The sequence below is a fragment of the Streptosporangium sp. NPDC000396 genome (genome assembly GCF_042898655.1).
Taxonomy (GTDB): Bacteria; Actinomycetota; Actinomycetes; order Streptosporangiales; family Streptosporangiaceae; genus Streptosporangium.
In genome coordinates this window covers 1-25,530 of the sequence record NZ_JBIAZA010000032.1, presented here as the reverse complement: position 1 = coordinate 25,530, position 25,530 = coordinate 1, and the positions used below count along the sequence as shown (strand labels likewise).

Annotated in this window: 24 protein-coding genes and 1 riboswitch; of the genes, 17 read left to right on the top strand and 7 right to left on the bottom strand. The window is 68.8% G+C overall.

Annotated features, from left to right (window positions below):
* Positions 1-16: 16 nt before the first annotated feature.
* Positions 17-2,182: a beta-propeller domain-containing protein gene (locus ACFY2X_RS37475; protein ID WP_389947829.1), complete on the bottom strand. Its 2,166-nt coding sequence runs from the start codon at positions 2,180-2,182 to the stop codon at positions 17-19.
* A gap of 87 nt (positions 2,183-2,269) precedes the next feature.
* Between ACFY2X_RS37475 and ACFY2X_RS37470 the strand changes: the two genes are divergently transcribed.
* The 3 genes from ACFY2X_RS37470 to thiC all read left to right on the top strand — a co-directional run bounded on the left by ACFY2X_RS37470 (position 2,270) and on the right by thiC (position 7,566).
* Positions 2,270-3,835 carry a succinic semialdehyde dehydrogenase gene (locus ACFY2X_RS37470; protein ID WP_389947828.1) on the top strand — a complete coding sequence of 522 codons (1,566 nt, stop codon included), beginning with the start codon at positions 2,270-2,272 and terminating at the stop codon, positions 3,833-3,835.
* 153 nt (positions 3,836-3,988) lie between these two features.
* Entirely contained in the window at positions 3,989-5,680 is a 1,692-nt protein-coding gene (locus ACFY2X_RS37465; protein ID WP_389947827.1) for a GMC oxidoreductase, read from the top strand.
* Between the two features lie 176 nt (positions 5,681-5,856).
* A riboswitch (TPP riboswitch) is annotated at positions 5,857-5,970 on the top strand.
* Positions 5,959-7,566, top strand: a complete 1,608-nt coding sequence (gene thiC, locus ACFY2X_RS37460; protein WP_389947826.1) for a phosphomethylpyrimidine synthase ThiC — start codon at positions 5,959-5,961, stop codon at positions 7,564-7,566. (Overlaps the previous riboswitch by 12 nt.)
* Before the next feature lie 112 nt (positions 7,567-7,678).
* Here thiC and ACFY2X_RS37455 read toward each other — a convergent pair whose 3' ends face one another.
* Both ACFY2X_RS37455 and ACFY2X_RS37450 read right to left on the bottom strand, forming a co-directional pair.
* On the bottom strand, positions 7,679-8,215 hold the full coding sequence (locus tag ACFY2X_RS37455) for a hypothetical protein (protein WP_389947825.1): 537 nt from the start codon (positions 8,213-8,215) through the stop codon (positions 7,679-7,681).
* Between the two features lie 307 nt (positions 8,216-8,522).
* Positions 8,523-8,990, bottom strand: coding sequence for an Lrp/AsnC family transcriptional regulator (locus ACFY2X_RS37450; protein ID WP_389947824.1), 468 nt, complete (start codon positions 8,988-8,990; stop codon positions 8,523-8,525).
* A gap of 65 nt (positions 8,991-9,055) precedes the next feature.
* On the opposite strand from ACFY2X_RS37450, the gene ACFY2X_RS37445 reads away from it, so the two are divergent.
* The 11 genes from ACFY2X_RS37445 (at position 9,056) to ACFY2X_RS37395 (ending at position 16,432) form a co-directional block, all read left to right on the top strand.
* Positions 9,056-10,447 (top strand): pyridoxal phosphate-dependent decarboxylase family protein, encoded by a 1,392-nt coding sequence (locus tag ACFY2X_RS37445; protein ID WP_389947823.1) that lies wholly within the window; start codon positions 9,056-9,058, stop codon positions 10,445-10,447.
* A 257-nt stretch (positions 10,448-10,704) separates the two neighbouring features.
* Positions 10,705-11,394 carry a hypothetical protein gene (locus tag ACFY2X_RS37440; protein WP_389947822.1) on the top strand — a complete coding sequence of 230 codons (690 nt, stop codon included), beginning with the start codon at positions 10,705-10,707 and terminating at the stop codon, positions 11,392-11,394.
* 5 nt (positions 11,395-11,399) lie between these two features.
* A complete protein-coding gene (locus ACFY2X_RS37435; protein ID WP_389947821.1) occupies positions 11,400-12,548 on the top strand; it encodes an SRPBCC family protein in 1,149 nt (382 codons plus the stop codon).
* 35 nt (positions 12,549-12,583) lie between these two features.
* Complete coding sequence (gene gvpJ, locus ACFY2X_RS37430; RefSeq protein ID WP_389947820.1) at positions 12,584-12,994, top strand: gas vesicle protein GvpJ; 411 nt, start codon at positions 12,584-12,586, stop codon at positions 12,992-12,994.
* Between the two features lies 1 nt (position 12,995).
* Positions 12,996-13,808, top strand: coding sequence for a GvpL/GvpF family gas vesicle protein (locus ACFY2X_RS37425; protein ID WP_389947819.1), 813 nt, complete (start codon positions 12,996-12,998; stop codon positions 13,806-13,808).
* Positions 13,809-13,811: 3 nt separating this feature from the next.
* A complete protein-coding gene (locus tag ACFY2X_RS37420) occupies positions 13,812-14,051 on the top strand; it encodes a gas vesicle protein GvpG (protein WP_389947818.1) in 240 nt (79 codons plus the stop codon).
* Positions 14,052-14,087: 36 nt separating this feature from the next.
* A complete protein-coding gene (gene gvpO, locus ACFY2X_RS37415; RefSeq protein WP_389947817.1) occupies positions 14,088-14,531 on the top strand; it encodes a gas vesicle protein GvpO in 444 nt (147 codons plus the stop codon).
* 1 nt (position 14,532) lies between these two features.
* The gene (locus ACFY2X_RS37410) at positions 14,533-14,991 is read left to right on the top strand and encodes a gas vesicle protein (protein WP_389947816.1); all 459 of its coding nucleotides are present in this window, start codon (positions 14,533-14,535) and stop codon (positions 14,989-14,991) included.
* Positions 14,981-15,802: a GvpL/GvpF family gas vesicle protein gene (locus ACFY2X_RS37405; RefSeq protein ID WP_389947815.1), complete on the top strand. Its 822-nt coding sequence runs from the start codon at positions 14,981-14,983 to the stop codon at positions 15,800-15,802. The genes ACFY2X_RS37410 and ACFY2X_RS37405 overlap by 11 nt, the downstream gene beginning before the upstream one ends.
* A complete protein-coding gene (locus tag ACFY2X_RS37400; protein WP_389947814.1) occupies positions 15,792-16,019 on the top strand; it encodes a gas vesicle protein in 228 nt (75 codons plus the stop codon). Before ACFY2X_RS37405 ends, ACFY2X_RS37400 begins: the two co-directional genes overlap by 11 nt.
* On the top strand, positions 16,016-16,432 hold the full coding sequence (locus ACFY2X_RS37395; protein ID WP_389947813.1) for a gas vesicle protein K: 417 nt from the start codon (positions 16,016-16,018) through the stop codon (positions 16,430-16,432). Before ACFY2X_RS37400 ends, ACFY2X_RS37395 begins: the two co-directional genes overlap by 4 nt.
* Before the next feature lie 12 nt (positions 16,433-16,444).
* On the opposite strand, the gene ACFY2X_RS37390 is transcribed toward ACFY2X_RS37395, so the two are convergent.
* From ACFY2X_RS37390 to ACFY2X_RS37375, 4 genes are all read right to left on the bottom strand, one after another.
* The gene (locus ACFY2X_RS37390; protein ID WP_389947812.1) at positions 16,445-16,921 is read right to left on the bottom strand and encodes a hypothetical protein; all 477 of its coding nucleotides are present in this window, start codon (positions 16,919-16,921) and stop codon (positions 16,445-16,447) included.
* A 200-nt stretch (positions 16,922-17,121) separates the two neighbouring features.
* Positions 17,122-18,114, bottom strand: a complete 993-nt coding sequence (locus ACFY2X_RS37385; RefSeq protein ID WP_389947811.1) for a hypothetical protein — start codon at positions 18,112-18,114, stop codon at positions 17,122-17,124.
* A 26-nt stretch (positions 18,115-18,140) separates the two neighbouring features.
* Entirely contained in the window at positions 18,141-18,353 is a 213-nt protein-coding gene (locus ACFY2X_RS37380; protein WP_389947810.1) for a hypothetical protein, read from the bottom strand.
* Between the two features lie 422 nt (positions 18,354-18,775).
* The gene (locus ACFY2X_RS37375; RefSeq protein ID WP_389947809.1) at positions 18,776-19,189 is read right to left on the bottom strand and encodes a winged helix-turn-helix transcriptional regulator; all 414 of its coding nucleotides are present in this window, start codon (positions 19,187-19,189) and stop codon (positions 18,776-18,778) included.
* 85 nt (positions 19,190-19,274) lie between these two features.
* Here ACFY2X_RS37375 and ACFY2X_RS37370 point away from each other — a divergent pair, with 85 nt between their 5' ends.
* From ACFY2X_RS37370 to ACFY2X_RS37360, 3 genes are all read left to right on the top strand, one after another.
* The gene (locus tag ACFY2X_RS37370; RefSeq protein WP_389947808.1) at positions 19,275-20,108 is read left to right on the top strand and encodes an NAD(P)H-binding protein; all 834 of its coding nucleotides are present in this window, start codon (positions 19,275-19,277) and stop codon (positions 20,106-20,108) included.
* Between the two features lie 314 nt (positions 20,109-20,422).
* Positions 20,423-24,043: a PQQ-binding-like beta-propeller repeat protein gene (locus ACFY2X_RS37365; protein ID WP_389947914.1), complete on the top strand. Its 3,621-nt coding sequence runs from the start codon at positions 20,423-20,425 to the stop codon at positions 24,041-24,043.
* The gene (locus tag ACFY2X_RS37360; protein ID WP_389947807.1) at positions 24,040-25,323 is read left to right on the top strand and encodes a hypothetical protein; all 1,284 of its coding nucleotides are present in this window, start codon (positions 24,040-24,042) and stop codon (positions 25,321-25,323) included. Before ACFY2X_RS37365 ends, ACFY2X_RS37360 begins: the two co-directional genes overlap by 4 nt.
* Positions 25,324-25,530 lie beyond the last annotated feature (207 nt).

The following is a 25,530-nucleotide window of genomic DNA, read 5'->3' as shown; positions in this document are numbered from 1 at the left end:
CCCGGAAGCCGACGGGTCAGTTGAACGGGATCCAGGCCTGATCGGCCAGGCTGCCCAGGTCGCTGACCTTGAGCCCGCGGTCGGAGACCGTCCAGAGGCTGTCGCCGATGACGATCGAGCGGCGGATGCTCGGGTCGGAGGGGGCGAAACGGGGGCGGCCGGTGGACACGGAGCCGGGGTGGACGATGGTGCCGGTCCTGGTGACGGCGGAGTCATTGATCGTGAGGACCAGGGCGGTGCCGCTGGTCTGCTCGGTGCCGTCCCAGGTGTTCAGCGGGAGAACCGCCGTTCCCGTCTTGGCCCAGTAGAGGAAGGCGTGCGGATCCCACTCGGCCTCGGAGCCGGAGTCCTTCTGGAACATCTGCGACAGGCGGCGCGGGGCGGCCGGATCGCTGACGTCGAAGAGCGAGACCTGGACGCCGAGCGTACGGCCCTTCTCGCTCGCCTCCTGGCCGACGCCGATCAGCCGCCCGTCGCCCGCCGGGTGCAGGTAGGCGGAGTAGCCGGTGATCTTCAGCTCGCCGGTCTTCCGCGGTGCCGCCGGGTCGCGCAGGTCGAGGACGTAGAGCGGGTCCACCTGCTTGAACGTCACCACGTAGCCGACCGGGCCCATGAACCGGACCGAGTAGATCCGCTCGCCGTTGCCCAGGCCGCCGACCTCGCCGACCTTACCCAGGGTGTCGGACTTGAGCACGTAGACGGCACTGGAACTGCTCTGCCCGGCGGTCGAGGTGGTCGCGATTCGCAGATGCCCCTCGTGCTCCGACAGGGAGTACTGGTTGAGCAGCCGGCCGGGAACCTTCCCGGAGGCGACGTAGCGGGGCGCACCCGCTGCGGTGATGTCGAACCGGTGGATCTCCGTCTCCTCCGGCGGCTCGACCGGCGTCTTCACGGCCTCGGGAGTCGTCTCGGAGGCCGAAGGGGTGGGCTCGGAGCTCGGGGTGGCTGTGACCGTGGGTTCGGAGCTCGGGGTGGCCGAGACCGTGGGCTCGGAACTCGGAGCGACCGGGGAAGAAGGTTCGGAGCTCGAAGAGGGCGGGAGAACAGGGGTGGGAGATGACGAGGGGGCCGGAGGCTCCGTCGGCGTCGGCTCGGTCTGCGGGGCCTGCGGGGTGGCCGGGTCCGCCGGCGCGTCCTCGACGAGGGGCATCGGCTGGGGCCACCACCAGTGCGGGTTACTGGTCACATACAGGCTGGAGCCGGTGCCGTAGACCGTGTCGCCGTCGGCCGCCACGCTGATCGGAGCGGTTTCGGTGAGCCCCTGGGACAGGTCGAGGCTGTGCACGGTCAGCATCGACGTGCCGGTGTACTCCGTGGGGTGGCTGATCTGCTCGCACTTGACCGTGCCGTTCGTGGTCACGCCCTTGGCGTCGGTCGTCTCGAACTTCGGCAGCCATGCCTCGATCGGGGCCTTGTTGACGACGTCCTTGTTCCGCTTGGTCCGCTCGCCGTCCGTGAGGTCGGGGCGGGTGTCCGGGAACTCGATCTCGGGCTGGCTGCGGACCACGATCCGCACCGTCGAGCCGATCATCCTGGCGTCGACATGGGAACCGTTCGGCGTGAGCGAGCCGAGCACCTTCGGTTCTCCGGACAGGTCGACGAGAACGTAGCGCGGTCCCGGGCTCGCCGCCCGCTTGGCCACCGCGCCGAAGGGGATGATCCCGCCGCCGGAGAACAGCACCAGCGCGCGGTCCCCGCTGATCAGCAGGTCGGCAGGAGCCCACGCCTGCTCGGGGTCCACCAGCTTGAGCGTGCCGGTGACCTTCCTGGTCGCGGTGTCCACCACCCGCAGCACGCCACGGGTGACGGTGATCACCCGGTTGCCGTCGGTCTTCACCAGATCCGGCTCGTCCACCCCGGCCTCGTGCACGTTCGTGGTCGAATGCTCGGGTGGGGCCACCTTGCCGCTGGCCGTGCTGTCCTCCACGGCGACTTCCGCGCGCCCCCTCGCGAACATGATCTGCGGGCCGCCGAGGCCCCACGGCCCGACGCTCTTGGCCGTCGCCGCCCGCAGTCCGGCCAGCATGTCGTCACAGCTGTTGTAGGAGACCAGCTTGACGTTCCCCAGATCGACCGGCGCCGAACCGTTCCCGTCGAGCGCGGTCTTTGTCGAGCTGCATGCTGTGGCGAGCAGGGCGGTGGCGAGGGCGACGGCGCCGGCCCTGCGGATCGATGTCCTCATGCCACCTACCACGGATGGAAATCGTGCCTGGTTCACCCCGTTACCGACTGGTAGCCACAGGAGGTCACCCCAGAATATTCTTCGAGCATGGCTGTCACTCTTGGAGCTACCCGGACACTTGACCCGAGCATGGTCGAACGCATCGTCCGGCAGGTGACCTCCAGCGGCAAGACGCAGGCGATCACCGCGCCGTTCACCGGTGAGACCCTCGCCGAGCTGCCCGTCTCCACCGCCGACGACGTCCGCGCCGCTCATGCCAAGGCCCGCCAGGCCCGTCAGGCGTGGGCCGCGCTGCCCGTGCGCGAACGGATCATGCCCTTCCTCCGCCTGCACGATGCCATCCTCGACCGGCGCGAGGAGATCCTCGACGTGGTCCAGTGGGAGACCGGCAAAGCTCGCAGGCACGCCTTGGAGGAGGTCCTCGACGTCGCGGGCTGCACGCTCTACTACGTACGGCGAGCACCCGGCCTCCTCGCGCCCAAGCGCCGCGCGGGCATCTTCCCCGTCGCGACGAAGACGATCGAGATGCGCCAGCCCAAGGGAACCGTGGCGTTGATCTCCCCGTGGAACTACCCGCTCTCACTCGGCGTCACCGACGTCGTTCCGGCCCTGCTCGCGGGCAACGCCGTCGTTCACAAGCCCGACACCCAGACCGCGCTGTCCACGCTGTGGACGATCGACCTGCTGGTCTCGCTCGGGATGCCGAGGGAGATCTGGCAGGTCGTCCTCGGTGACCCCGCCGAGGTCGGCGACCCGCTCATCGACGGCGCCGACTACGTGGCGTTCACCGGCTCGACCCGGGGCGGCCGGAAGATCGCCGAGGAGGCGGCCAAACGGCTGATCGGCTGTTCGCTGGAGCTCGGTGGCAAGAACCCGATGGTCGTGCTCGACGACGCCGACCTGGACATGGCCGCCCAGGGCGCGATCCGCGCCTGCTTCACCAACGCCGGGCAGCTGTGCATCTCCATCGAGCGGCTCTACGTCCACGACGCCGTGCACGACGCGTTCGTGGAGAAGTTCGTCCGTCAGGCGAGGAACATGAAGCTCGGCTCGGGGCTCGACTGGAACGTGCAGATGGGCTCGCTCACCTCCCAGCGCCAGCTCGACGCGGTCAGCGCTCACGTGAACGACGCCGTCGCGAAGGGGGCCGAGGTCCTCAGCGGAGGGAAGGCCCGCCCCGACGTCGGCCCGCTGTTCTACGAGCCCACGATCCTGGCGGGCGTCGACGAGAGCATGAACCTGTGCCGTGACGAGACCTTCGGCCCGGTCGTCTCGATCTACCGTTTCCACGACGAGGACGAGGTGGTCGAGAAGGCCAACGACACCGCCTACGGTCTCAACGCCTCCGTCTGGACCCGGAACCTGGCCCGGGGCCGCGCGCTGGCCTCCCGGATCAAGGCCGGAACCGTCAACATCAACGAGGGGTACGGCTCGGCCTACGCCTCCTACGACGCGCCCATGGGCGGGATGAAGGCCTCCGGCCTGGGCCGCCGCCATGGGGCCGAGGGCCTGCTGAAGTACACCGAGGTGCAGACGATCTCCAGCCAGGCTTCCTGGATGGGCTTCGAGCCGATCCTCGGCATGACCTACGACAAGTACGCCGACACTCTGGCGGGCTTGCTCAAGACCATGAAGAGGTTCCACCTCAAGTAAGACCCGCGGCAGGTGAGGCCCGCGACGGTCACGCACTCGGCCGTTGACCGTCGCGGCAGCCGGGGGACGGCCGTGTCCAGTTGGGTCCGGTGGGGTCCGGTGGGGTCCGGCTGTGTTTGGTGGGGTCCGGTCATCGCCCGAAGGGAATCGTGGATGTTCGACTATGACGTGCTGGTGATCGGGTCCGGGTTCGGCGGGAGCGTCTCGGCGCTGCGGCTGACCGAGAAGGGCTACAAGGTCGCCGTGCTGGAGGCCGGAAGGCGCTTCGACGAGAGCACGCTGCCCAAGAACTCCTGGAGGGTCCGCGACTTCCTGTGGGCGCCGGGGCTCGGGCTGAAGGGCATCCAGCGCATCCACGTGCTGCGCGGGCAGAAGGGCACCGGCGTCATGGTCCTGGCGGGCGCCGGGGTCGGCGGCGGTTCGCTGGTCTACGCCAACACCCTCTACGAACCCCTCGACCCGTTCTTCCAGGACGCCCAGTGGGCGGGCATCACCGACTGGAAGGCCGAGCTCGGCCCCTACTACGACCAGGCCAAGCGCATGCTGGGCGTGGTGGTCAACCCCACCCTCACCCGCGCCGACGAGATCACGAAGAAGGTCGCGGACCGGATGGGCGTCGGCGGCACCTTCCACCTGGCCCCGGTCGGAGTCTTCTTCGGACAGCCGGGCGTGGAGGTCGACGACCCCTATTTCGGCGGCGCCGGGCCGCGCCGCAGAGGCTGCACCGAGTGCGGCGAGTGCATGACGGGCTGCCGCCACGGCGCCAAGAACATGCTCATCAAGAACTACCTCTACCTGGCCGAGAAGGCCGGGGCGAAGGTCCATCCGGAGACCACCGTCACCTCGGTCCGCCCGGTGAAGGGCGGCTACCGGGTCGAGGTGAGCAAGACGGGGGCGCCCTGGCGGCGCCGTACCCTCACGGCGGAGCAAGTGATCTTCGCGGCCGGCACGTACGGCACGCAGCGCCTGCTGCACCGTCTCAAGGCCGAGGGGGCGCTGCCCCGGCTGTCCGACCGGCTCGGCGCGCTGACCAGGACGAACTCCGAGGCACTGCTCGGGTTCGAGCGGCCGTCGGTCAAGGGGGAGAAGCTCAACCACGGAGTGGCGATCACCTCCTCCATCCACCCCGACGCCTACACCCACATCGAGCCCGTCCGCTACGGCGACGGTTCCAACGCGATGGGCATGCTCCGTTCCCTCCTGATCGACGGCGGCGGGGCGCCGCGCTGGCTCGCGTTTCTCGGTGAGGCCCTGCGCCGGCCCCACCTGGTGCCGAGGCTGTTCGACCATCGCAGGTGGTCCGAGCGCGCGATCATCGCCCTCGTCATGCAGGCCAAGGACAACTCGATCACCCTGTCCGCGCGCAGGGGGCCGCTCGGCTGGAAGCTCCGCTCCAGGCGGGGCCACGGCGAGCCCAACCCCACCTGGCTCCCGGCCGGTCACGAGTTCGTCCGTCACGCCGCCGAGGAGATCGGCGGCATCGCCGGCGGGACCTGGCTCGACCTGTTCGACATCCCCGCCACCGCGCACTTCCTGGGCGGCTGCGTCATCGGCGCCGACCGCGACACCGGGGTGATCGACCCCTACCATCGCGTTCACGGCCACCAGGGCCTGCACATCGTCGACGGCTCGGCGATCTCCGCGAACCCCGGCGTCAACCCCTCCCTCACCATCACCGCCCAGGCCGAACGCGCCATGTCGCTGTGGCCCAACAAGGGAGAGGCCGACCTCCGTCCCGCCCCGGGCTCCCCGTACGTGCGTCTGTCGCCCGTCGCTCCCAAGAACCCGGTCGTGCCCGCCGCCGCCCCCGGCGCCCTCCGCCTGCCCATCGTGGACATCACCTAGAGCACCGGTCTCCTGGCGGGCACCGGCCTCCTGACGGCGGCACTCCACCGGCCGTTTCCCGGTGTCCGGCGGGCCTGCCCGGCGGGTGGGCCCGCCGGATCACAAGGGCACAAGGTGGCGCCCATACCTCAGAGCCGGGGGTTGCGGCAATGGGGTGATCTCGGGTTAACGTCATGAAGACCGAACGCGGGAGCCCGGCGCACCGGGCTGAGAGGGCGGCTGACGCGGCCACCGACCGCTTGAACCTGACCGGGTAATGCCGGCGTAGGGAGCGTTCAATGGTTTCGCCTGCCCGAAAGACCTACCTCATCGGCTCGCGTCCGGACATCCGTGTGCCCATGCGCGAGGTGCCGCTGACAAACGGCTCCGCCGTCGTCCTCTACGACACCTCGGGGCCCTACACCGATCCGGCCTACACGGCCGATCCGAACGAGGGCCTGCCTCCGCTGAGATCGGCGTGGCGCTCCCCCGGCGCGGCGCACCCTTCCGGCATCACGCAACGCGCGCACGCACGGCGCGGCGAGATCACGCCGGAGATGGAGTTCGTCGCGTTACGCGAGGGCGTCACGCCGGAGTTCGTCCGCGACGAGCTGGCCTGTGGCCGGGCGGTCCTGCCCGCCAACGTGAACCATCCGGAAAGCGAGCCGATGATCATCGGCCGGAACTTCCTCGTGAAGATCAACGCCAACATCGGCAACTCGGCCGTCGTCTCCTCGATCGACGAAGAGGTCGAGAAGATGCGCTGGGCCACCCGCTGGGGCGCTGACACGATCATGGATCTGTCGACGGGCTCGCGGATCCACGAGACCCGCGAGTGGATCCTCCGCAACTCTCCCGTGCCGGTCGGCACCGTACCCATCTACCAGGCCCTGGAGAAGGTCGGCGGACGCCCGGAGTCGTTGTCGTGGGAGATCTTCCGCGACACGGTGATCGAACAGTGCGAGCAGGGCGTCGACTACATGACGGTGCACGCGGGCGTGCGGCTGGCGTACGTGCCGCTGACCGCCCGCCGGAAGACCGGGATCGTCTCGCGCGGGGGCTCGATCCTCGCGGCCTGGTGCCTCGCCCACCACACGGAGAACTTCATCTACACGCACTTCCGGGAGCTGTGTGAGATCTTCGCCTCCTACGACGTGACCTTCTCCCTCGGCGACGGCCTGCGGCCCGGTTCCATCTACGACGCCAACGACGAGGCCCAGATGGCGGAGCTGCGGACGCTGGGGGAGCTGACGAAGATCGCCTGGGAGTATGACTGCCAGGTCATGGTCGAAGGACCCGGCCACGTGCCCATGAACAAGATCAAAGAGAACGTCGACCTGCAGATGGAACTCTGCTCCGAGGCGCCGTTCTACACGCTGGGACCGCTGACCACCGACATCGCACCCGGCTACGACCACATCACCTCGGCCATCGGCGCCGCGATGATCGGCTGGTACGGCACCGCGATGCTGTGCTACGTCACCCCGAAGGAACACCTGGGACTGCCCAACCGCGACGACGTGAAGGCGGGTGTGATCGCCTACAAGATCGCGGCACACGCGGCGGATGTGGCCAAGGGGCACCCCGGGGCGCAGGCGTGGGACGACGCGCTGTCCGACGCCCGCTTCGAGTTCCGGTGGGAGGACCAGTTCAATCTCTCCCTCGACCCGGACACCGCGCGTTCCTTCCACGACGAGACCCTCCCCGCCGCCCCGGCGAAGACCGCGCACTTCTGCTCGATGTGCGGGCCGCACTTCTGCTCCATGAAGATCACCCGTGACGTGCGCGCCTACGCCGAGGAACATGGCATCGCCGAAGACGAGGCCCTGGCCGCGGGAATGAGGGAGAAATCCGAGGAGTTCGCCCGCCGAGGCCGCCGCATCTACCTGCCTCTGGCCGAGGGCTGACGCAAGGCGTGTTTCGTGGATCCTCGCCCACGCCGCGAAAAGATCCATGAAACACGCCCAAGTCCGAGGATCGTTTCCGGAACGGGATGGGGGCGAAACCGGCCCTGCCGCTTCAGGCCATCGCGTGACGGAGGAGTTCGCGGTCCTTGACGGGAAGCCGGCGCTGGAGACGATGCGCCCGGATCAGCGAATCGGCTATCTCACAGACCCGTGCGACCTCCACCTCCATCAGCGACACCTCGGCCAGGCGGTTCTCGTGCAGCCAGGTGACGACCTCCGCCCACGACCAGAGGCTCACGCGAGGCCGTTGCACCTTTGGTGCGGGAAATCCCCCCGGTCCGCGACGGCCGGCGGCCCAATGGTCGGCCGTGGCGAAGGTCCGCCCAGCTCGATCGGCGATCTCGGCGAGTGTCACGAGATCCTCGCTCACTCCGGTGATCTCGACTCCGGCCGTTCGGCCCTGGACGATCGCGGAGGCGATCGCCTCCACTGCCGTGGCGGCCTCCCGATCGAACGCGGCGATGCCGGGTCCGCCCGTTTCGGGGTCGAGCGACACCGTGGCATCGTCCCACCCCGATTCATACAGGGTGTCGATCACCGATTCGCCGGCCGGGGCGGTGAAGCGCAGCTCGAAGCTGTAGACGGTCATGGAGTTCACTCTCCCTCCGATGGATCATCCTCAGGTGTGTGCGGACATTGGTCAACGAGGCGGCGAAGACGTTTCGCGTGAGCCTCCGGCGAGCGTGGCGTGGACCAAATGGATGTAGGAGGTCTGCATCCCTGCTGTCCGCCAGGACACGAAGCACGTCCCCACGCGCGACCTCCCGCTTTCTCGATGATCCATCCAGCGGCGGCCATGTGGTCGATCGTCACTCGTATCTCCTTGTTGGGATGACGATCCATGTAGAGATAATCCTACATCATGGAGAGTTAACTCTACAGATTGCGGGGATTGGTCATATGGCGGGGCGCTGGATGGGTTGGTGTTCGGTTTTGAAGATGAGGGTCGTCTCCAGGTGCACGATCTCCGGGCGGGTCAGGATGCGTTCCAGGACGAGCCTGTGCAGGTGGTCGGCGTCGGGGACGGCGACGTGAACCAGGAAGTCCTGCGGGCCGGCCACGTGGAAGAGGGCGATGGTCTCGGGCAGGGCGAGCACGAAGGCGCGCAACGGGTCGACCAGCTGGCCGGTGTGCGGGCGGACGCGCAGGGCGAGCAGGGCCTGGAGCGGGCGGCCGAGCGCCGCCGGGTCGGTCTCGGCGCGGAAGGCCGTGATCACGCCGCGGCGGCGCAGGCTCCGCACCCGCTCCAGGGCGGTGGAGGGGGCGACGCCCACGCGCTCTGCGAGCTCCTTGTTGGGCAGGCGCGCATCCTTCTGCAACTCGGTCAGAATCGCCCTGTCGATCGAATCAAATTCGGCTCTCATGGTGTTTCTTGCCTCCCAATTCGTCATCGATGGCGATCTGCCGTGTATTCCACAATTATCCCGATGTGACTTGGAACGTTGAAGAGTTCGTGCGCGCCGCCAGTGTGACCGTCGAAGGGCTTGCCACCTACGTGGATGAGAGCCAGCTGGGCCTGCCGCCCGTCCTGCGGCGCCGCCCGCCACGCGAGCTGGCCGACAGGCTCGGGCTGGTGCGGTGGATCCGCGAGGGCGGGATGACGCCGGAGAGCTACGCGGAGTTCCTGGCGGTCTACCTGGAGGAGGGGACCCGGCTGCACCACCCCGCGTACCTCGCCCACCAGGTCGCCGCGCCGGACTTCCCGGCCGCGCTCGCCGACTTCGTCCACGGGGCCATCAACAACCCGATGGCGATCTACGAGCTGGGCGCCTCCGCGGCGACCGTCGAGTTCGAGGTCCTGCGCTGGATGCTGGACAAGGTCGGGTACGGCGAGGCGGGAGGCGGCGTGCTCACCCACGGAGGGTCGCTGGCCAACCTCACCGCCCTGCTGGCCGCGCGGGCGGCGGCCGTACCGCAGGCGTGGACCGACGGGGTCCCCGGTGACCTCGCCCTGCTAGCGCCCGCGTCGACGCACTACTCGCTCACCCGCGCCGCGGCGATTCTCGGCCTGGGGGAGCGCGCGGTCATGCCGCTGGACGTGGACGAGCTGGGCAGGGTCGATGTCGCGCGTCTGCCCGAGGCCCTGGACCGCGTACGGCGGGCGGGGCGGCGGCCGATGGCCCTGGTGGCCAACGCCTGCGCGACGGGGACCGGGCTCTATGACGATCTGCGCGGTATCGGGGAGTTCTGTGCCGCCAACGGCGTCTGGTTCCACGTGGACGGTGCCCACGGGGCGTCGGCGCTGCTCACCCCGGAGTACCGGCATCTGCTCGACGGCATCGAGCTCGCCGACTCGCTGATCTGGGACGCGCACAAGATGCTGCGGACCTCCGGCCTGGCGGCCGCGGTCCTGACCAAGCGCGGGGCCGACCTCGATGGAGCCTTCCGGCAACAGGCGAGCTACCTGTTCTACGGCGATCAGGGTTTCGACCTGATCGGCAGGGCCGTGGAGTGCACCAAGGCCGAGCTGGGCCTGAAGATCTTCCTCAACCTGGCCTGGCGGGGAGAGCGGGGCCTGGGAGACTACGTGGCGCGGCAGTACGAAACGGCGCATCGCTTCTGGGAGCTGGCCCGGGAACGGCCCGGCTTTGAGTGCCCGTACGAGCCGCAGAGCAACATCGTCTGCTTCCGGTACGGCACGGGCGACCAGGCCCGGATCCGGGAGCGCCTGATGGAGGACGGCGCGTTCCATCTGACCTCGACCGAGGTCGGCGGCGTACGCCACCTGCGGATCACCGTGATGGCCCCCGCCACGGACGAGAAGACGCTGGAGGCGCTGCTCGACCGGATCGGCGACCTGGACCGCCTGGCTGGAGAGTAACGACCACGCCCCTCCCGCTTCGGCGAATGGCCAGGGCTGCCGGGGAGTTCCCTACTTGATCTAAAACTGAATCAAGCTTGTCCGCTTTGTATAGATATGTGTTTTTTCGTCCCCTCCTCGGGTATAAGGCGGCCATTCGAAAACGGGTGCTTCGCGCGCATTTAAATGGGCCGGCGCCACCTCTTGCTGGCGCCTTCCCTCTTGCGTGACCGATCGCTTGGAGCTGCCTGGGCAGACCCCCAGGGCGAAAGATCGGGTTGGGAGTGGTGATCGTGACAAACAAGGCGCAGATAGCCCTGGCCATCGCCGCAGGCTACCTCCTTGGCCGACGTCAAAAGCTGCGTCTGGCGCTCGCCCTGGCGGCAGTCGGAGCAACCGGCAAGCTAGGGGTCCTCCGGGGCAACCTGCTGGAGCAGTTGATGGGAGTCCTCGGCTCCTCTCCGGAGCTGGAAAAGCTCTCCGAGAACATTCGCGGCGGTCTGCTGGAAGCCGGTAAGGCCGCGGCCGTGAGCGCCGCGAGCAAGCAGATCGACTCGCTGAGCGGCAAGCTTTCCGACCGGGTCGAGGCGCTGCGGAGTCCGGGCGGCTTGCTCGGCGAGGAAGAGGAAGAAGAGGAAGAGGAAGAGGAGAGGCCGCGCAGGAAGGTGTCGGCCAGGGCGACGAGGTCTCGTGCGGCGGAGCCGCGGGACGAGGAGGAGGAAGAAGAGGAAGAGGAGAGGCCGCGCAGGAAGGTGTCGGCCAGGACGGCGAGGTCTCGTGCGGCGGAGCCGCGGGACGAGGAGGAGGAAGAAGAGGAAGAGGAGGAGAGGCCGCGCAGGACGCCTGCCAGGGCGGCGAGGTCTCGTGCGGCCGAGCCGCGGAGCGGGGGGACGAGGACTCGCACCACCGCGTCGCGTGAGAGGGCGTCGTCGTCATCCGCTCGACCTGTTCGCAGGACGCGGGGGTGAGCTGAATGGCCGATGAGGGGAAGGCCCAGCCGATCAAGGGGATCGTTCAGGAACTGCCTGTGGGCCGGCTCACCGACGAACTGCAGAACTTCATCCAGGCCCTGGCCGAGCGGGCGTTGTCATCCGTGGCGGGCAAGGTCGACGGGCTCGCCGGCCGGCTGCTCGACTACGCCGGGGGTGGCGGGTCGAGTCTGATAGGCGCGCTGACCGGGTCAGAGGGGACCATGGGCCGGGTGAAGGGGCTGGCCGGGCTGGCCGGAGGCCTGATGGGCCTCGGGTCAGGGAAACGCGGCAAGAGCAAGAAGCTCAAACTCACCAACATCGTCGAAACGCTCGACATCGGCGCTCCGCGGAGGCTCGTCTACAACCAGTGGACGGAGTTCGAGGAATTCCCGAGCTTCACGAAGAAAGTCGAGAGCGTCGAGCAGGAATCCGAAGGGAAGCTCTCCTGGAAGGCACAGATCTTCCTGTCCCACCGGAACTGGGAGTCGACGATCGTCGAGCAGGTGCCGGACGAGCGGATCGTCTGGCGGTCCAAGGGGCAGAAGGGCCATGTCGACGGCGCCGTGACCTTTCACGAGATCACCCCTGATCTCACCCGGGTTCTTCTCGTGCTGGAGTACCACCCGCAGGGACTGTTCGAGCGGACCGGAAACCTCTGGCGCGCCCAGGGGCGGCGAGCGCGTCTGGAGTTCAAGCACTTCAGGCGGCACGTCATGACCCAGTCCATCCTGCACGCCGATGACATCGAGGGTTGGCGCGGTGAGATACGCGACAGCCAGGTCGTCAAGGACCATGAGACCGCCCTCCAGGAGGAGCGGGCCCGGCAGGAGCCCGAGGAAGAGGAGCCGGAGGAGTTCGAAGAGGCAGAGGAAGTGCCCGAGGAGGAGCCGGAGCGTGCCGAGGAGGAAGAAGAGGCTGAAGAGGAAGAGCCGGAGGAGGAGCCGGTGAGGGCTGCGCGGCGCCGGGGACGCGCCGCGGAGGAGGAAGAAGAGGAAGCGCCCGAAGAGGAAGAGGAAAGGCTTGAGCGGAGGGCGCGTCCGACGCGGCGTCGGCGTCCTGCCGCGGAAGCAGAAGAGGAGGAAGAGGAGGAAGAGGAGGAAGAGGAGCCTTCGCGCCCGGTGCGTCGCAGGGCGGCCGCCCGCAGCGCGTGACTCGACGGCAGAGATGAGCACGGGAAAGGGACCGGATGACCATCGTGCAGCCCTCAGGGGGTGGGGCGGCGGGTCGGCCGTCCTCGTCGGGCCTGGCCGACGTCATCGACACGATCCTCGACAAGGGTCTTGTGATCGATGCTTTCGTCAGGGTCTCGCTCGTCGGTATCGAGGTTCTGACGATCGACGTGCGTGTCGTCGTGGCGAGCGTCGACACCTACCTACGGTTCGCTGAGGCTGCGAACCGCCTCGACCTCACGCAAACAGGGCAAAAAGGATTGCCTGACCTTCTAGAGGACATAACGGAGGGTGGAAGTAGGGCCAAGACCAGAGGCGCGCTGGAAGCGGCCGGGGAGAAACTCCGCGACCTCGTCGGCGGATACGAGGAGGACGAGGAAGTGGAGGAAAGAGAACCGGCGCCCCGCCGGAAGCGACGGGAGGACTGACATGCCCGGCTCTAGCGGAAAGTCTGGAACCGCCGGGTCCGAGCAGGCCGCTCGGACCGAGCGAAGCACCGCTTCCTATGTCTACGGCGTCGTACCGGCGGATGTCGAGGCGAATCCCGACGCCCGTGGGGTGGGGGACCCGCCCGGCCGGGTCGAGCTGGTGAAGTACGGCGAGATCGCGGCTCTGGTGAGTGACGTCCCCCCGGACCGGCCTCTCGGCACGCCGGAGGACCTGATGGCTCACCAGCGACTGCTGGACGGCACCGCCGCCGAGGTGCCCGTGCTCCCGTTCCGGTTCGGGGCGGTGCTGGACAGTCCGGAATCGGTCGCCGACGAACTGCTGGCCCCCCACCACGACGAGTTCCTCGCCGCCCTGAAGAACCTCGAAGGACGGGCGGAATACGTCGTCAAGGGCCGCTACGTCGAGCAGGCGCTGCTCGGAGAGGTGCTGGCGGAGAACGCGGAGGCCGCGCAACTGCGTGAGGAGATCCGCGGACTGCCGGAGGATGCGACCTGGGACGCGCGGATCCGGCTCGGAGAGGTGATCAACGAGACGGTGGCGGCCAAGCGCGACGCCGACACGCGCACGCTGATCGATGCCCTCGCTCCGCTGTGCGTCGCGGTCGCCATGCGTGAGCCGACCCACGAGCAGGACGCGGTGCATCTGGCCCTCCTCGTGGAGACCGATCGGCGGACCGAGATCGAGAAAGCCCTGGAGGAGTTCGGCCGCCGGTGGGAGGGACGGACCGACCTGCGCCTGCTCGGTCCGCTGGCACCGTACGACTTCGTGATAACGCAGGAGCAGGAGGGATGACGGGTGGGACTGATAGGCCTGATCTTCGGTCTGCCGTTCGCGCCGATTCGCGGAGTGATCCGCCTCGCCGAGCTCATACAGGAGCAGGTCGAGTACGAAACCCGGCATCCGGCGGCGGTCCGGCGCCAGCTGGAGGCGCTGGAGGAGGCCAGGCGTGAGGGTCTGATCTCCGAGGAGGAGGAAGCCCTGGAGACGGAGCGGATCCTCAGCCAGATGATCGAAGAGCCGGGCGCGCCGGTGTGACCGTGAGGGGAAGAAGCGGGGAGGGAAGGTGATCTCGTGCCTGCCAGGCGCAGACCCGCGGATTCGCGTGCCTCCGACGACCGCTACGAGAAGGTCGGCGACGAGGCCGTCGACGAGGATCAGGACGACCTCTACGAAGAAGAGGAAGAGGACCTCGGCGAGGAAGAGGAGTTCGGCGAGGCGAAGGCGCCGAAGGCGGCCCGACGATCCCGCCATCTGTCGGCGATGACCGCCGGTGCGGCCGGGCTGCGCCATATCGGCGAACTGACCGGAAGGGAGCCGGAGGGGGTCACGAAGGTGAAGCCGATGGAAGACGGCTGGACGGTCGAGGTCGAGGTCGTCGAAGACCGCCGTGTCCCGTCCACGGGGGATGTCCTGGCGCTCTACGAGGCCGAGATCGACGAGGAAGGCGACCTGCTGTCATACCGCAGGCTGCGACGCTACAGGCGTGGTAGCGGCGACACCTATGAGGCGTCCTGACATGACCAATCCAGCGCGATTCGGCCCGGGGGCGCCCCAACCCTACGGCGCGAGGGCACCCGCCGGACGTGAGTCGTCCAACCTCGGCGACATCCTGGAGCGGGTGCTCGACAGGGGCGTGGTGATCGCCGGAGACATCCGCGTCAACCTGCTGGACATCGAGTTGCTGACGATCAAACTACGGTTGCTGATCGCCTCGGTCGACACGGCGCGGGAACTGGGCATCGACTGGTGGGAGCACGACCCATGGCTCACCTCCAAGGATCACGACCTGATCGAGGAGAACCGCAGGCTCCGCCGCCGGCTCGCCGCCATGGAGGGGGATCAAGAGCTCGAAAGGGGGGAGGGCACCGGCGGGCGGTCTCGTGAGGTGAGAGAGCGCGAGGACTACCGCTCCCTCGAAAGGCGGGGGGAGAGCGGTGGCAGGCGGTCTCGTGAGGTGAGGGACCGTGAGGACTGACGCGGGCACGTATGTCTACGCGATCGCGCGCGAGGCGGATGTCCACCTGCCGGATCTGGTGGGCGTGGCCGGGGCACCCGTACAAGCGATCACGCACGCCGGCCTCGTCGCCTATGTGAGCGCCGTACCCCTGGACCAGTTCGGGGAGGAGCCGCTCAGGCGTTCCCTGGAGGACCTGGACTGGGTGGAGGGAACGGCCCGCGCCCACCACCGTGTCGTGGAGGCCGTGGCGGAGGCGGCTCCGACGGCTCCCGTACGGCTCGCGACCGTCTACAGCGGCGAGGAACAGGTGCGCGACCTGCTGAAACGGCGGCATGACGACTTCGTCGCCGTGCTCTCCCACATCGCCGGGCGGAAGGAATGGGGAGTGAAGGCGTATGTGGACCCGGCCGCGGCTCCTCCCGCCGGAGGGGACGAACCGGCCGCCGCGGAGACCACCAGCCCCGGGACGGCCTATCTGAAACGCCGCCAGGCGAGCCTGCGCAACCGGGAGGAGACGTGGCGGGAGGCGGCCGCGCACGCGGAACACATCCACACCACCCTGACGGCCGTCGCCGTCGCGAGCCGGCGTCACCGGCCTCAGGATCCGCAGCTGTCCGGCCGTAACGAATGGATGGTGCTCAACGGCGCCTACCTCGTCGACGACGATCGCGAGGACGAGTTCGCGGCCACCCTCGACACCCTCCGCGGGCAGGGGATCGACGTGCAGCTCACCGGCCCCTGGGCGCCCTACTCCTTCACCGCCCTGGAGCTCGACAGGGCGGATGAGGAGGCGCGTGGTACGGCTTCGGAGGCGCGTGGTGACAGCTGACCGCCCGAGAGGCGCTGTGCTGGCCGCCGACGGCCGCCTGCCGACCGAACGCATAGCGCTCGTCGACCTGCTGGACCGGCTGCTGGCCGGTGGCGTCGTCGTGACCGGAGACCTTGTCCTCTCCATCGCCGACATCGAACTCGTGCGCATCTCGCTGCGCACGCTGATCATGTCCGTGCGGGAGTCCGAATACGACAGTCATGGGGGTCCGCCATGAGCTGGTCCAGAGGCGAGCCGATCGTGGAGCGCGCTGCTCCGGCCCGGGACATACGAGTGGAGCGCGCCGAGCCGGCCCGGGACATACGAGTGGAGCGCGCCGACCCGGCACGGGACATGCGAGACGGGCCACGGCCGAGCCGCCTGCGCATCGAAGCCGACTCCGAGGCGATCGAGCGCGATCTGAGCCGTCTCGTGCTCACCCTCGTGGAACTCGTGCGGCAGCTGGTGGAACGCCAGTGCGTGCGGCGGATGGAGCAGGGCGATCTGTCCGACGCGCAGATCGAGACGCTGGGGTTGACGCTGATGCGCCTTGAGGAGGCCATGACCGAACTGTGCGAGCGCTTCGGGCTCACTCCCGCTGATCTCAACCTCGACCTGGGGCCGCTCGGCACTCTTCTCCCCACGGACTGACCCTGCACTTGGTCAGGCGGCCTGGCGTGTCATGGACATGTGCCAGTTGGTGATCCACGTCTGTCCCCCGTCCACGGAGAACGCCTGTTCCCAGTGGGCGGTGCTCGGCGTGATCTCCGACCAGATGAAGCGAACCTTCACCTTGTGACCGTCGTGCTCGTCATCGCCATAGAAGACGCCGGTTCCGTCTGGGTTGAAGCGGCCGGTGACCGGCGGGAAGAGCGTGCCGGTGCGCCCGCTTGCCCAGTACAGGGACCACGCGTCGGCCGCAGGGTCATACAGCCGCAGGGTCAGGCCGGCGAACCCCTTCGTCGGGAACTCGATCTCATCGAAGCTGGCCCGGCCGTCGAAATGCGCGGAAGCACGGGTGACACCGGGGAACTCCTCCCACCGATCAGCTCCCTCCGTGGGGTCGAGGAAGTTCTTGCGCCAACGGTTGACGACGTCATAGGTGCCGGTGAAGAAGCTGAAGCCAGTGCTGTTGTTCATGTGCGGGAGGCTAGGACCGCATCACTGACACCTGCTGTCAGTGAACCTGAGGACTTCTTCGGCTGCGGCTGCCCTGGTCGGGCACCGGCCTGTCCGAACCTGATCAGTCCCAGGTCCCGCGCGTCAGTTTCCGGGCGCGCTCGCGGTGCGCGGCGGTGCAGGCCTCGGCACTCCGTTTCCGTCAGCCGAGCAGGCGCGGGTCACGTCGGCTGCTCGACGTAAAGGTCGCCAGCGAACCATGTCAGCGCTCCCCGGATCCGGGAGAGGCCTTGCTTGTCGGTTACTTGCCGGGCGCCGCACACGACGGTGCCGCCCTGGAAGACGGAACCGGCAGGCGGGCGATGCTCCTCTCGGTACCAGACGACGAGCTTGGCGCCGTAACCGTCGCCGATCAGGCTGACCTGAGAGAGGGTGTCCCAGCTGATCGAGCGAACCTTGCGCTTGTCTTTGGATCCGGGGTCGAGCGTGAGCCCGTTGGAATCCAGGGTGAGCCGGGTGGGAGTCACCGCCAGCGCTATCAGGCTGACCAGAACACCGGCGCCCAGAGTCCACACCCCGATGAAAGGCAAGACCACCTCCCACTTCACACGGTCCGTGCCCTCGATCAGGAGGCCCGCAACCAGCGCGAGCGCGCCGAACCCCGCCGAGAACAGCATCCAGCCCACGCCCGCCGGGATCGCGATCGAGGCCCTGCTCCGCGAGAAGGTCGCCGTGTCGGCCGATTCCAGGCCGGTGCCGGCGCGGCCGGGAGGGACGTCGAAGGCGAGCCTGACGGTGGCGCCGGCTCGTGTCTCGATCCGCCTGAGCGCACTGCGCTGCGGACCGGACTTCACCTGTACGGAGTGGACACCCGGGCCGACGTAGAAGGTGCTGCTCCCGCCCGCGTAGATCGTGCCCAGGACGGTGTCGTCGAGAATGACGTCCAGGTCGCGTTGGCTGAGGTTCCCAACCTTGAGGTTCGCCCGATCCGCGGACGTCTCCCTCCCGATGGCGGTCATTCCGATCGTGGCCGGTTCCGGATCACGCGAGACGGCGGTCGGGGTTCCCTTTGTCCCGCCCCGTTCAACGATCATTGTGGTGATGTCGGGTGGGAGCCATCGCGTGGCGGTTAAGGCGGACGCGGTGAGCTTGTCGAGGATGTCGCCGACGGCGGGCCGATCGGCGGGATCCTTGGCGAGGCAGGCGGTGATCAAGCCCACGAGAGAGGCGGGCAGACCGGTCAGATCGGGTTCTTCGTGGACGACACGGTAGAGGATCGCATCGGCCGGAACCCGGCGTCGTCGGCGAGCTCCGGGCGCACCACCTTGACCGCGACCGGCCGCCCGCCAGGTGAACGGTCCAGAAACACCTGTCCCATCCCGCCCCCGCCCAGCTTCCGCTCCAGCCGGTACGGCCCCACCTTGCGCGGATCACCCGCTCGCAGTGGCTCCATGTGGTGACACCTCCCTCAAACGCGCATGCCTGGCCGGCCCACCGTTTGAGATCATGTCAGGCGATCGACGGCAAATCTTCCCTACGCGGTTGCCAAAAGAATCCGGCGACCACCCCGGCCCATTCGGGTACGGCCAGGCCGTGGCCAATCACACGCCGATGAGCGAGGAAGCCGCCATGCGCACCGGACGGCGACAGTGAAAATCCGGAGGCGAGGCCTGTCGAGCAGGATGTTCCATATGGAACTTTTCGCCCTCCTGGTCGGCGCAGCCGTCGGCATCCCGATCGCCATCGGCATCATCACCGCCGTGGAGAAGCTCGTCACACGTAACCGAAGCTGAGCATGAAGGAAGACCGCGACGATCGCGCCGACGCGCAGATCGGCACCCTTCTTGCCGCGGACTGACCCTGTTCCTGCGGGTTCTAACGGATGCCGGAGCCGGGATTGGCGGCGTCCCACGTGCGGCGTGAGGCCGCGATGGCCTCACGGTGGGCGGCCGACCAGTCGGCCATGGCCTTCAGCAGATGGGTGAGGCTGTGCCCCATCGAGGTCAGCTCGTATTCGACCTGCGGGGGAATCGTGGGGTAGACGGTCCGGCGGACCAGGCCGTCACGCTCCAGGCGGCGGACGGTCAGGGTGAGCATTCGCTGGGAGATCCCGGGAACCGCCCGCTGGAGCTGCCGGAACCGGCGCACGCCTTGGGCAAGCTCGACGACCACCAGCACCGACCACTTGTCCCCGATCCGGTCAAGGACCTCGCGGATGCCGCAGTCCTCGTGCTCGCCACCGCAGGAGACGAGCGGCTCGGTGGTTACCGCCGTGTGCCCCACTGACATTGAAGTGCCTCCTTATGGGATCCGCCCCAGTTACTGATGATGGCCTCAGTTATCGAAGAGAACCACCCATTCGAGGGGGATTTCCATGATTCTCATCACCGGTGCGGCGGGCGCCCTCGGGAAGCTCGTCGTCGAACGGCTCGCGGGACGCGACGACGTCGTGATCGGCACTCGGAGCCCGGAGCAGGTCCCGGCCGGGTTCCCGGTGCGCCGTATCGACTTCGACGATCCCGCCTCCCTGACGGACGGCTTCGCCGGGGTGGACACGCTGCTGCTCATCTCCGCCGGATATGGCGAGGACGACGTCGTCATCGCCCGGCATGGCGCGGCGATCGAGGCGGCGGAGAAGGCGGAGATCGGGCACATCGTCTACACCAGCCTCAGCGCCGCCGGGGACCACCTGACCTACGCCCTCGCTCACCGCTGGACCGAACACAGGCTCCGAGGGGGCACCACGGCCTGGACGATCCTGCGCAACGGCCTCTACGCCGAACTGCTGGCCATGCTCACGCTCGCCGTGGACGGGAAGATCACCGCTCCTCTGGGCGACGGACGGCTGGCCGCGGTCGCCCGCGAGGACCTGGCCGACGCCGCTGCCCGCGTCGTGACCGATGCCTTCTCGCACGCGGGCCGGGTCTACGAACTGGTCGGAGAGAAGGCCATCGGCGGCGCGGACCTGGCCGCGGCCCTCACCCAGGCCACCGGGAACGCCGTCTCCTACGAGCCCGGCACCCTGGCCCAGGCCCGCGAGTCCCTCGCCGCCTTCGGCCTGGCGCCCTTCCAGGTTCCGATGCTGATGAGCACGTTCTCCAGCATCGCGAACGGCTTCATGGCCGAAACCGGCGATGACCTGCGAACTCTGCTCGGCAAAGCCCCCCGCTCCGCCCTGGCCACCATCACAGGAAGTCTCTCCGCCTAGCGATCCTTCCCGTGCGCTGTGCGCGGGCCTCCCGTGACGAGTTGGGTCATCGCGGATACGGGTGAACTCTTGGGACGAATGGGATGAACATCCTCGAAGGCATCTCGGTTTCCAACCCCCCACTTGTCTAGCTTTGTGGCATGCCTCGCGCAAAGCATCACATATTACGTACAGTGCAAGTCGTCGGAGTGTTCGCCGTAGCGTTGGCCGTCACGCTGGGCATTTCCGCCAGTCCCGCGTCCGCCCACCTGACCCGTAGTCACGCCGAGCTGGTCGTCAGCACCACCGCTGGAATAACAAGCGGTCGCTTGGTTGTGCACAAAGATGTCATCACCCCCGACCGCGCCGGAACCTGGGCGAGCGAGCTGCTGGGAGGTGGATGCCCGGTCAGCGCGCACGGGGTGTCCGGCGACAGCGGCGGCATCCCCGGCGGTGTGGTCATCGAGCTGGCGTGGTCGTGCGCGGTGGACAGCCTGGACCTGGGCGCGCTGCTGCGCGCGGGCGGGCTGTCGGAGATCGTCGCCGAGTTCGGCGGTGTCACGTCGAACGTGACGGACGCGCTTCCGATCGTCGACGCCACCGGTTCGCACGCGCCGTCCTCGCCGTGGCCACCGCTGTCACTGGTGGCCATCCTGCTCGGCTCCGTACTGGCTGCCACCGCACTGGTATGGCTGCGTCGTCGTAGCGGATGGTTGGGTGTCGTGGCCGCGGGGGCCGCGATCGCGGTGCTCGCCCCGAGCACCGCGCAGGCCGCCATGAACAATCCGAGCACCTCGGAAAGCGCCGCACCGAGCGACTCGCCGAGCGACTCGCCGAGCACTGCACCGAGCGACTCGCCGAGCACCGCACCGAGCGACTCGCCGAGTCCTGAGTCGAGCGCCGCGACGAAGGCGGCCGCCTCGGCCAGCACTCTCGAGCTCACCACCGCCAACCCGAAGCTCGGCGATCCGCTCACGTTCCGCTACACCACCGACAAGCCGGGCGCGCTCAACTGGGTGGGCATCTACGGCTCAGGCGAAAAGCCCGGCTCCGTCGCGTCGAAGACCTGGGTGTACGCACCGCTTGCCGCGGGAACCGTCACGCTGAACAGCGGTGCCCTCGGAGAGGGCACCTGGACCGCGCACTTCCTGGCCAACGACGGCTACGATCCGCTGAGCCAGCCGGTCACGTTCACCCTCGCCGGTGGTGGCACCGATGCCGTGACCGTCGAGGGTACGGTCTTCGCCGACCAGGACGGCGACGGCGTCAAGGACGCCGGTGAGAAGGGCATGCCGGGTGTGTCCGTCACCGACGGCGCGGTGTGGGCGACCACCGGCGCCGACGGCGGCTACTCGATGACCGTCGACCGCAAGCGCAGGGAGACCGACCTGGTCAGTGTCATCTCGCCGAACGGCTACACGCCGGTGCTGCGCGACGACTACGTGCCGGCCTTCTTCCGCGAGGTGCCCGGTGGGCAGGGACCGCTGAAGGGTCTCGACTTCGCGCTGGTCCCCGACACCAACGCGGCGAACCCCAAAGAGAAGTGGCTGATGGTCTCCGACGTCGAGGTGAGCAACACCACCGACGCCGCGGCCAAGAGCTCGCTGCCGCGCTGGCAGGGTCAGGTCGAGGCGATGTCCGAGGTGCATGGCGCCACGCTGACCATGACCACCGGCGACCTCACGGTGACCGACTACGCGGCCGAGCCTCGCCGCCAGGCCGGATACGACATCCTGCGCGAGGGCCTGCGCAAGGGCAAGCTCGGCCATCCGTACTATCCGGTCATCGGCAACCACGACGTCGGCGGCACCGCGACCTCCAGCGGCTACGGCGGCAGCCTGGAGTACTGGCGCAAGAACATGGGCCCCGAGTGGTACAGCTTCGACCGCGACGGCCGTCACGTCGTGGTCCTGGAGGACAACTACGACTCCAGGGGACTTGGCCCACAGCTGACGTGGCTGCGTGAGGACCTGCGCAGGCACGCCGTCGGCAAGCAGGTGCTGGTCTTCGCGCACCGCTCGCTGTTCACCAAGTGGGGTCCCGGCGCCGGCATGCAGCCGACCGTGGACGAGCTGGCCAAGTACGACGTGCGGATGTTCGCGGCGGGCCACAACCAGCAGGCCGAGTACCGTCGTGGCGCGTTCGCCAGGTCGGTCGAGGTCAACAACATGGGCGTGTACGGCATCGACTCCGCCAGGCCCGACTACAAGATCCTCGACTTCAGCGGCATCACCGACGACCCGAATACCAAGGAGAACGAGGACACCGGCTACATCGCCGGCACGCACCGCCAGTTCGAGGTCGACGACGACGTCGCGCTGGTCAGCCCGGCCGAGGGCAGCGTCCACGGCATGAAGGCCGGCGTCCCGGTCGAGCTGTACGCCGAGGACGACGGCCGCACCCCCGCCACCGCCGCGCTGACCATCCGCGCCAGGAACGGCAAGGTGGCCTGGCACGATCCCGAGATGGCGTTCGGCCGCGAGACCAAGCCCACGGGCCAGGTCAACTGCTACACCCCGCCCGGCGGTAAGGCGGAGCCGTGCCCCAAGGCGCACATCTCGTGGACCAGGGTGAGCTCCCGCATCGCCGGCCTGCGCCCGGGCACCTACACGGCGGAAATGGTCGCGGTCGACACCGCGGGCAAGGCCTGGCCGACGGTCAAGACCACCTTCCAGGTGCTCGCCGACGGCCGTGTCAACCAGCCCGAGCTGGGCCAGGACTGGACCAGGCAGGGCGGCGACGAGGAGTCCCGCTCGTCGGCCAAGGACGACCCGGGCGCCAAGCTCGACCTGCGCTGGGCAGCCAACACCGGCGAGCAGTTCCACCTCAACGGCGCGGCCGTGGTGGACGGCAAGGTGATCGTCGCCTCGCAGGCGTTCGACTCGCCGTACAGCATGATGCTCGCCTACGACGCGCTGACCGGTGCGGAGCTGTGGCGGACCTATCTGGACGGCGACGCCGAGTCCTTCCCGACCGTGCACGACGGCAAGGTCTACCTCACCACGGGCGTCGGCCGCGTGTACGCCCTCGACGCGGGCACCGGCAAGGTGGCGTGGGAGACGATCGACGACGAGAACGTCACCGGCTCGACCGTGCGCCGCTACGGCCGGGCGGGCGGACCGGTGAGCGTCTTCGACCTGCCGGACCGCTCCGTGGCGGTCTACCAGGCGTGGGACACCGTGCTCTGCCGCGACGCGAAGACCGGTGCCAAGCTGCCGGGCGGCTTCGGCGCGCCCGTCGCCTGGGGCGAGTTCCACAGCGTCGCCGTACGGCGGCCCGGTGCCACCACCGCCTACCTGCACTCGGGGTCCAGCCAGACGCTGATCGCGATGGACCTGACCACCTGCAAGCAGCAGTCCTCGGTGGACACCGGGGGCGAACTGTTCACGCAGTCCTCACCCGCGTTCACCGACACGCAGATGGTGACCGCCACCTCCTCCGGCGTGCGCGGTCACGACCTGCAGGCGGGCGCGAAGGTGCTCTGGCAGGCCAAGCTCGGTACGGCAAGCACCTGCGAGCCCGGGCCGCCTCCGGTGACCAGCCCGGCGACCAGGGGCGCGATGGCGTATGTGGCGAGCGTCGACGGTGTGGTCAGGGCCTATGACACGGCCTCGGCGGCTCCGGCGACCCCGGTCTGGGAGACGCCGCTGGGTTATCTGCCGGGTGAGAGCCCGATGGACGACAAGTGGCGGGTCGCGGCCGGGTGCGCGGCGGCGGGCCCCGGATCTCCGGCGATGCACACGCTGGTGACCGAGACCGTGGTCTACGCCACGACCTGGGACGGGCGCGTGGTGGCGCTCGATCGGGCGAGCGGCCGCAAGCTGGCCGAGTACAACCTGGGCGCGGGCGTGGCGTCGGCGCTGTCGGTGAGTGGAAACATGCTCTACGCGCTGACCGACGACGGCTCGATCCACGCGCTCGAGGCCACGAAGATCCGTGGCGGTTCCGGCCAGTGATCAAGGCCACGACACGGGGTCTCGCTCGCCTGCTCGCGGCAGTGGGCCTGGCGGCGCTGATCCTGCTGGGAGCGGCGGGTCCGGGGTGGGCACACCCCTTCGGCCCGCCGCTCGCGGCGAAGGTGACCGCGCACGGCGACACGGTCGAGGTGACCTGGTCGGCCGCCGCCGACGACCTGGCGCGGCTCGACAAGGTGGCCGCCGATCGGGGTCAGCCGGTCGGCGACTATCTCCGTGAGCACATCGAGGTGTCGCAGGACGGGACAGCGTGTCAGCCGGAGGCGGTGCGGGCCGAGGCCCTGGCCGCCTCCGGCGCGGTCCTGCGCTTCCGGTGCCGGGCCGAGATCCGTGCCGTCACCCTCACCATCACCGCGCTCACCGACGTGGACCAGGCGTACCGGACGGTGTCCACGACGCCGGGCGGCGGGGGCGCGCTGCACACCGCGACCGCACCCGCGCACGTGCTGCGCTTCGACGGTGCGGCGAGCACGCCCGGCTCGTCGATCGGGTTCGCCGGCGCGTGGACGGCCGAACTGTCCTCACTGGTGGACAGCGATGTGGTGCTACCCCTCGCGCTGCTGGTCGCCCTGGTGGCCGGAGCGGTGCACGCCTGCGCGCCGGGACACGGCAAGACGCTGACGGCCGGTTACCTGGTCGGCGGCAACGGCCGGATCCGGGATGCGGTGCTGCTGGGGGTGGTGGTGGCGGTCATGCACACCGTGTCGGTGGCCGTACTGGCCGTCGGCTGGTGGCTGGCCGTGGACAGCGCGCCCTCCCTGGGGGCGGTGACGCGCTGGTTGCAGCTCGGCGGGTCGCTTGTCGTACTGGGGGTCGGCGTGGGCCTCCTCCGCAGTCACCTCCGCCGCCGGCACGGCCACGGTCACGGCCACGGTCACGGCCATGGCCACGGTCACGGCCATGGCCACGGTCACGGTCATGGTCACGGTGACGCGGGCTCGTTGCTGACCTGGCGGGGCATCGTCACGATGGGCGTGTCGGGCGGGCTCCTTCCCTCGCCCTCGGCCTTCCTGCTGCTCCTCACCGGCTTGCTCACCGGTCGGGCCGCGTTCGCGCTCGCCATGGTGACGGCGTTCGGCGTGGGGATGGCAGGCACTCTCGCCGGAGTCGGCGTCGCCGTACTGCGAGGCAGGGACGCGCTGGCGGGATCGGCGCGGCTGGGGGAGTGGGCCCGACGCCTGCCGCTGATCGGCGCCGGGCTGGTGGCAGCGGGCGGTTTGACCGCGTCGGTGCTGGCGGCTGTCGCGGTGGCGACTTCGTGAGAACTCGAGATCTGCCTCCTTTTGGGGCCATCCCGAAGCTTCGTATCATGCACGCCTAAGGTTCGATGTGGTGGAGATCACACAGCATTCCTTCAGGTTTCCTGGAGGTGACTGGCAATACCCTCGAACCGTAGAGATTTTCGATGTGGTGATCTTCGGGTTCTTATGATCTTGTTGGTGCGCCGTGCGTGCCGTCGGGGCAGGCCC